Raw genomic sequence first — 7321 nt, forward strand, 5'->3', positions numbered from 1 at the left:
GATTCCTCCGTTTGAATGTTGGTGTGGTAACTACATTCTACACGAGGTCGTTATGGGCTTCCTTTATATTGACTTCTGGGTGTTGCACTTAATATTACAATCCGTCGTTTATAAACACTTGTATATAAACGTTTATAGTGTGATGTTAAGTTGTTGTATTCAGCTAGCATTATAATAAGGGAAAGCAGAAAAAAGTATGTACCCCAGAAAGTACCTCAAGATTATAGATTTCATCTATTAAAAAAGGTACGTGTACTTCATCTTTTTAATAGTTTGGTTTAAATGAATTGTATGGTTTTTAACAGGGAAATAGCTTGCCGCCCAACCACTACATTTACAATCAAAAATAAAGTGGAATTCTTTCTACAACCGTCTATACAATTGTTTTTGTATTTTAATAAGATACACAGAAAGTAATTTCTTTTTATTAGGAGGTGAAACTTTGTCAAATCAAACATCACCATGTCAAAATAGAAAGTATACGATTACTACAGGGCCATTTCTTGTTCCATTGGATGCTGCAGTTGGACAGCCTAATAATCGACTTGTGATTCTGATAAAAAACCCTACAAGCAAACCATTAGAGGCTGATGTTGTGATTGAATATTGTCCTTCTTTACAGCTTTCAATGAAAGGAATATCACTTCCTTTTATAACGAATGAGAATGAAAAACCTTTTCTAGAAGGTCTTCCGTCAACTGTTATACCTCCAAGGAGTTGTACTCGATTGGAATTTGATATTAGTTCGATTGTAAATGGGATTCTTCATGTTAAATCTACAGGCGATTATTTAGTAGGAGAGCGCCCTTTACGTGGAAGACTTGAAATCGAAGTGGTTGGTGGATCAGGCCTTTCTAGTCCTACAAATCCTGGTCTTTCTGTTGCAGATCCTTCCATGGTATTCCATTTCGGTGATATGAAAGTTATGCTTCTCGGAAATTAAATTATAAAACCTTTAAACGAGTACAGGCAGCATAAAAGCACTGACTCGTTTTCATTTTTGATAGTAATAGCTATTGATTTTTTCGTGCGCTCAGCAGTATCCCGAACCACGAAGACAGAAAACACTTATTAGGCTTTTCATAATTCGATACGTTTCTTGATTACTTTCAAATTATTAACAAAAATAGTGAGTGAATATATAAAATAATCTGTTAATATGATATACTATTCTTGTTTTACATGGAAATTAATATAAAGTATAGGGAGAAAGCATCTTGTGGTGTGAAATGATATGAAACAATTTTTAAGAAAATTAAATAAAATCGATACGTTTTCACCGTATTTCTTTTTACCGTTTATTTTACTGCTATATTTCTTCACGAGCATGTTTGATTGGCATAGATTTGAAATGTTCAATTTACATGTTTCTATTTGGCCCGCAGTCATTTTAGCAGTTATTTGTTATTACATAGGTGTTTACGTTATAGACAAGATGAAATGGACAATTCCTTCATTTGGTCTGTCGTTTTTAGGCAAATATGTGATTCATTTTATCGTGTTTCTTACGTTACTTGGTTTATGCTCGTACCTTTTGATGGTTTTTGGAAGCGGACTTGGTATTTCGGATGAATCAAATCGCCGAAATTTAAATCCAAAGCTGAACTTCTTTAGTCAATTATTATGGTTTGGAGTGTTATTGCTACTATCCTATAAAATGATTTTAGAAAAGCATATGACGTGGAAGAAAGGGTTTATCTACGGTTCTATCTATGCATTTATCATTTTTTTATTTGTGTTAGTTGCCTATCGAACGCCATTAATTATTATCCTATTTACAGGGATTATCATTATCCACTATGTAGTAAAACGAGTGAAATTGGCGTGGTTTTTAACAACGCTATTAGTTATTGGTGTAGCTTTTTCTATGTTTAGTTTTATTCGTGTGTTAACGGAGGACCAGTCATTAGAATTTAATAGAAGAGATCAGCCTGATGTGGAGCTAACGGAAGAGGCAAGAGACCAGCTGTTAACGGCTGAACAAAAGGTAAACCAAACGCCGTTATGGGTGCGTGCATTAAATGAAGAAAGTGTAACAGGCCATATTGTGTTAAGTACAATTATTGAGTATACGCAGGAGAACGGTTATTTAAACGGTGAAGTCCATAAAGGTATCTTTAGTACGATATTACCTGGTAAGCAAATTTCACCTCGCATGATGGTCACGGAGGTTGTCAATTCCGTGAGTATAGAGAAGGGTAAGGTTATTACACGTGGAAATCGTACAACTACACCAACCTTTATCGGTCAATTATTTTTAGATGGGGGCTATTTATTAGTAGCAATTGGTTTCTTTTTATACGGTGCTTTAATTTCGCTTCTTTATAATAAAGTGAAGCAGGAAGGCATTCGTAGTTTCCATTCTGTCGCCTATGCATTTACGGTTACGGTATTTACGGTGTCGATGCATACAGGTTTACTTGATTTAATCTTTGTTTTAATGCTTGGTTTTGTTATCATTGCATCGTCGATTATAAAAGTGGATCAAAATCAGCTTCGTTATTAATGATAAAAATTATCTAAAAAGCCTTCCCGCAATGGAGAAGGCTTCTTTTTATTGAGTGATGCGCTCGAAAAATGCTTTTGTTTTTTCAATATCCGTAACATGCCGATTGCATGATTGGCTATCTGCGCAAATATAATTACTATAATTCGTGAACGTTCCAACGGTTTGCCCTTTTACAGATGTAGTAAATAGGCCAACATCGGAATGGCGATTACATATTGCACATATTCCACGAATTGTATTATTAGAGAATGTACCTTTAATCGATTTTAGCTTGTCATCTTGTTCTAGCAAAACGTATTTTCGATGTGTTCCTGGATCATCCCAAGCTAAATAACAAATCTCCTGAAAATCCATTTCTTCAAGCTTCGGTAGTTTTAGCTTTTTTTCCTTTTTAAAAAGGCTTTTCAGTGTACTGGCAGTGACTGCTTTGAATGGGATGACGTATGGTTTTAATTGCTCTATATACTCATCACCTTGTGTACGATTCGTCACTTCAAAAAGCTGTTCAATCAACTCAGCTTGCTCAGCGGACAGCGCTAATTTTGTTGTGATCTCGCTTTCAACGATACCGTGTACGGCAAGGATGACGTCCTTATCTTTCGTCGTAGCAAGTGTTAGTATGATTTTATTTATTTGCTGCTCAAGTAAATGATAGTTTGCGACCGTTAAAAACGGTTGGATTGTTGGTTTTTCCATTTGAATTCACTCCTGTATTGTAGGCTTTTCATAAAGGTTTATGGCCTAAAGAGATCATTCAATTATGTTATTTGGGTTAACTTTTCTAGACCTCTTTGACCTGTAATGTGTTTGGTCTAGAGCAAGCATTACAAAAGAATGCATCCATTTCGATTCCTCCTTGAAAAGAAAACTAGTTTTATTATAACATTTTTTTGGTAAAATATGAAGTTGAAATATTCAGATATCAATCTTAAAATAAATGGTATAATTATACTTATTGGGATTTCCATCACGTCATGGGATTGATTCCCATCAAGGCTAGTTGCTTTCCTAGGGGCGTCCGATAAGTTGATTTGGATGCGGTCTAAGACGTTATCACTGGAAAAGGGATGGAAACCTTTTTAAAAAGTACTGTTACAAGAGAATATTTTTAAGAAAAGAGGAACGTCTATGATTCAGTTTGAAAAGATGAACACAAAGCATTTTTTGCAAAATTTAACGGTAAGTGATTTTGCGATTAGTCCTAATGAAAAGCAGATGGTATTAAGTACGAATTTTAATGGATATTTTAATCTTTGGGGAATGGATTTAGAGAAAAAATTTCCATATCAAATGACTTTTCATAATCAAACTTCGGATTTTATTAAATATTCGAAAACAGGTGAATTCCTTTTAGTTGGTTTTGATAAAGATGGTGATGAAAATAGTCAAATTTATGCAATTTCACCTGAGGGAGGAAGCCTTGTACCAATTCGCTATAAAGAGGGAGAACGTCATTTCTACGCACATTTGACTGAGGATGGTAGACATCTTTATTATTCAACTACAGCTGGAAATTCAACGTATTTAAATAGTTTAGTTTATGATATTAAGAGTGAAGAAGAAAAGTCACTGATTGAGGGTAGTGATGCACCTACTTTTATCGCTACAGTTAGCCCAGAGGAAAAATCATTTGTTTATATTAAACAGTTTGGAAATACGCATTCCTTAGCATATGTACAAATTGATGGTGAGGAAGTATTGCTCACGCCATTAACGGATAAGCAGCATACAGTTTCCGATGTTGTGTATACTTCTGAAATGGAAATTTATTTTTTAACAGATTACGATGAAGATTTTAGCTATTTAGCAAAGTTCGATATTCAGTCGAAACAATTTACAAAGTTGCTTCAATTAGAAAAAGATAACTTTACAAGTATTTATTATTCAAAAGAAGAGCACGCACTATATATTGTCGGTTCCTATGGTGTAGAGGATCGCCTTTATCGTTATACAATTGTAGATGGAAAAAATGAAAAACTCGAAACACCTGTTGATATTATTGAGAAAATGGTTATTATGCCAAGCGGACATTTATATTTGCTTGGAAAATCGGCTACGAAGCCAAATAATATTTTTGTTTCAAAGGAAATGGGAAGTTCATGGTTAGAGGTAACTCACTATAGAGTACCGGGTGTTCGAGAAGAAGATTTGGTAGAACCTGAAGTGCTTCGTTATCCATCGTTTGATGGTTTGGAAATTGAGGCACTCTTGTTCAAGGCGAAGGAAGAAAATTCGAATGGTCATGTTATTTTATGGCCACATGGTGGTCCACAATCAATTGAACGCAAATCATTTCGACCGATGTTCCAATTTCTTGTTACCCAGGGATACTCTATTTTTGCACCGAATTTTAGAGGCTCATCGAACTATGGCCTAGACTTTAAGAAAAAGGTTGAGGGCGATTGGGGTCATGGCCCACGTCTTGATAATACTGCTGGGATTGATTGGCTTATTGAGAAGGGCTATGCTAATCGCGATAAAATGCTGCTTTTAGGTGGCAGCTATGGTGGCTATATGGCACTGCTATTACATGGTCGCCATGCAGATTACTTTAAAGCAGTTGTCGATATTTTTGGCCCAAGTAATCTGTTTTCATTTATTGAGTCTGTTCCGGATTTTTGGGCACCATATATGAAGCAATGGATAGGAGATCCAGAGAAAGACAAGGAAAGATTAACAGCCGATTCGCCAATTACGTATTTAGATGGTATGACGAAACCTATGTTAGTCATTCAAGGGGCGAACGATCCACGTGTTGTGCAAAAGGAATCTGACCAAATCGTTGCTGCTTTAAAAGACAAGGGGCGAGAAGTGGAATATATTGTGCTAGAAGATGAGGGTCATGGATTCACGAAAAAGGCGAATGAAATTTACGTGTATGAGAAAATACTCGAATTCTTTAATACACATATCGATTTATAAACGGGGACTTTTTAATTTATTCCACTATCAAACTCGTAATCGACGGAAAACATAGGAGGACTATTATGCTACTAAAACAACAAGGATTTAATTTATGGGCTGATGGTTATGATAAAACAGTTCAGCTAAGTGAAGAAAGCCATCAATATCCATTTGCAGGATATAAAGCAGTATTAAATATGATTTTTAACGAGGTCATGTCCATTCCAAAATCAACTGTATTAGACATTGGATTTGGGACAGGGGTATTAACGGTAAAGCTTTATGATAACGGTCATACTATCAATGGACTCGATTTCTCCTCGAAAATGATCGAAATCGCCAAAGAAAAAATGCCTGATGCAAACTTAATGGAGTGGGATTTATCAGAAGGGCTGCCATTAAAGCTCCTTCGTCAAAAATATGACGCCATTATTAGCACCTACGCGCTTCATCATTTTACCGATGAAATGAAAGTGCACTACATTACAGCATTATTGCAGCAACTAACACCTGCAGGCAAAATTTTTATTGGCGATATCGCGTTTGAATCAAGAAAGCAGCTTGAAAAATGTCGTCAAGACAGTATTGATTATTGGGATGATGATGAATTTTATTTTGTCCATGAGGAAATTAGCGCCTTATTAAACGGAGTATGCCAATTAGAATTTTATCCAATCTCGCATTGTGGTGGAGTTTTTGTACTTTCGAATTTTGCATAGGAAGATGCTTACATGATTATTTATATGGTGAATTCGAAATAGATGATGTGTTAGTAAGCCGATGCAAAGATTGAAGGGGATTCATCAAGGTGGGGCAAGTTATCTTGTAAATAGCCAATGGAATGTAACGCGTTATGAGCATTCAGTTGGTGTCATGCTGTTAATTAAATAGTTAGGTGGCTCTTTAGAGGAGCAGATTGCAGGTTTATTGCACGATGTTTCGCATGTTATTGATTTCGTCCTTGAAAATGAAGCTGAAGACTATCATGAAGAAATATTTAAAGAGGTTATTCATAAATCAGAAATTCCTATTATTCTTAAAAAGAATAACCTTGATTATGAATCTCTACTTTTAAATGCTGCGACTTGGCATTTACTCGAACAACCAGCTCCTGATTTATGTGCAGATCGGGTAGATTATACTTTAAGAGATATGTACACATATGGGAAAGCCTCATTTGAAGAAATACAAAAATTTTTAGATGATAGTATCATTTATCAAGGAAAGATGTGTCTTAAAAGTATCAAAAGTGCAGAATGGTTTGTGAAAACATATTATCAAGAAGTACTTGATTTCTTTATGAATCCGTTAAATATTTATGCTTATCATAAATTTTCACAAACGTTAAAGTTAGCATTAGATAAAAAGATTATTACACTCGCTGATTTTCTTAAGGAAGATGAGAACTAATTGTATTGTTGAAATCCTCAAATGATAGGCAAGTACAGGGCCTTTTAAAACAGCTTCATCCTAATGTCAAAGTGAGGGTGGATCAAACAGATTTTGATATTCAGCAAAAGAATAAAACTAGACATATCAATCCTTTGCTTTACCATAAGAATCGATTAATAAAGGCAAGCGAATTATCTGAAGATGTTAGAAAAATGAATGTTGCTGCTGAAGAAAAATTTCAACAGGGTGTGTTTGTGAAAATTATATGAGTATATCGATAAATTAGCACTTTTTCGGTAGAACAAGGAAGGGGGTGTCAGTAGACAGCCCCTTCGCTTTTATGCAAACAGCTTTGAAAGGGTTGATACATGTTTATTCTTTTTTATGTAGTCGGTACACCACTTACAGTACTTATACAAAGAAAAAGCCTATGTTTATTTGAAGTGTACCCTTTGTAAAGGACATTTTGAAAAAAAGCTAGGCAACTTTTTGAAGCTGCTGTCTGTATTTTGCAGG

5 protein-coding genes and 1 pseudogene are annotated in these 7321 nt (G+C 35.1%); 5 read left to right on the plus strand and 1 reads right to left on the minus strand.

The features are described from left to right. Positions 1-442 precede the first annotated feature (442 nt). Both C7Y47_RS24355 and C7Y47_RS24360 read left to right on the plus strand, forming a co-directional pair. Positions 443-943 (plus strand): hypothetical protein, encoded by a 501-nt coding sequence (locus C7Y47_RS24355; protein ID WP_142511107.1) that lies wholly within the window; start codon positions 443-445, stop codon positions 941-943. 291 nt (positions 944-1234) lie between these two features. Further along, positions 1235-2506 carry an oligosaccharide repeat unit polymerase gene (locus tag C7Y47_RS24360; protein ID WP_142511108.1) on the plus strand — a complete coding sequence of 424 codons (1272 nt, stop codon included), beginning with the start codon at positions 1235-1237 and terminating at the stop codon, positions 2504-2506. A 48-nt stretch (positions 2507-2554) separates the two neighbouring features. Here C7Y47_RS24360 and C7Y47_RS24365 read toward each other — a convergent pair whose 3' ends face one another. Then, a complete protein-coding gene (locus C7Y47_RS24365; protein ID WP_142511109.1) occupies positions 2555-3205 on the minus strand; it encodes a FusB/FusC family EF-G-binding protein in 651 nt (216 codons plus the stop codon). 432 nt (positions 3206-3637) lie between these two features. Between C7Y47_RS24365 and C7Y47_RS24370 the strand changes: the two genes are divergently transcribed. The 3 genes and pseudogenes from C7Y47_RS24370 to C7Y47_RS24380 all read left to right on the plus strand — a co-directional run bounded on the left by C7Y47_RS24370 (position 3638) and on the right by C7Y47_RS24380 (position 7074). After that, on the plus strand, positions 3638-5431 hold the full coding sequence (locus C7Y47_RS24370) for a S9 family peptidase (protein ID WP_142511110.1): 1794 nt from the start codon (positions 3638-3640) through the stop codon (positions 5429-5431). Between the two features lie 65 nt (positions 5432-5496). Further along, positions 5497-6132 (plus strand): class I SAM-dependent methyltransferase, encoded by a 636-nt coding sequence (locus tag C7Y47_RS24375; RefSeq protein WP_142511111.1) that lies wholly within the window; start codon positions 5497-5499, stop codon positions 6130-6132. Beyond that, positions 6129-7074, plus strand: a pseudogene (locus C7Y47_RS24380) (HD domain-containing protein). The gene C7Y47_RS24375 and the pseudogene C7Y47_RS24380 overlap by 4 nt, the downstream one beginning before the upstream one ends. Positions 7075-7321: the final 247 nt, after the last annotated feature.

The sequence above is a fragment of the Lysinibacillus sphaericus genome, assembly GCF_006864135.1.
In the GTDB taxonomy this organism is placed as follows: Bacteria; Bacillota; Bacilli; order Bacillales_A; family Planococcaceae; genus Lysinibacillus.

Bases quoted from the DNA above. Each gene is read 5' to 3' on its own strand.
- C7Y47_RS24360 (WP_142511108.1), top strand. From the start codon at position 1,235: ATGAAACAATTTTTAAGAAAATTAAATAAAATCGATACGTTTTCACCG.
- C7Y47_RS24365 (WP_142511109.1), bottom strand. From the start codon at position 3,205: ATGGAAAAACCAACAATCCAACCGTTTTTAACGGTCGCAAACTATCAT.
- C7Y47_RS24370 (WP_142511110.1), top strand. From the start codon at position 3,638: ATGATTCAGTTTGAAAAGATGAACACAAAGCATTTTTTGCAAAATTTA.
- C7Y47_RS24375 (WP_142511111.1), top strand. From the start codon at position 5,497: ATGCTACTAAAACAACAAGGATTTAATTTATGGGCTGATGGTTATGAT.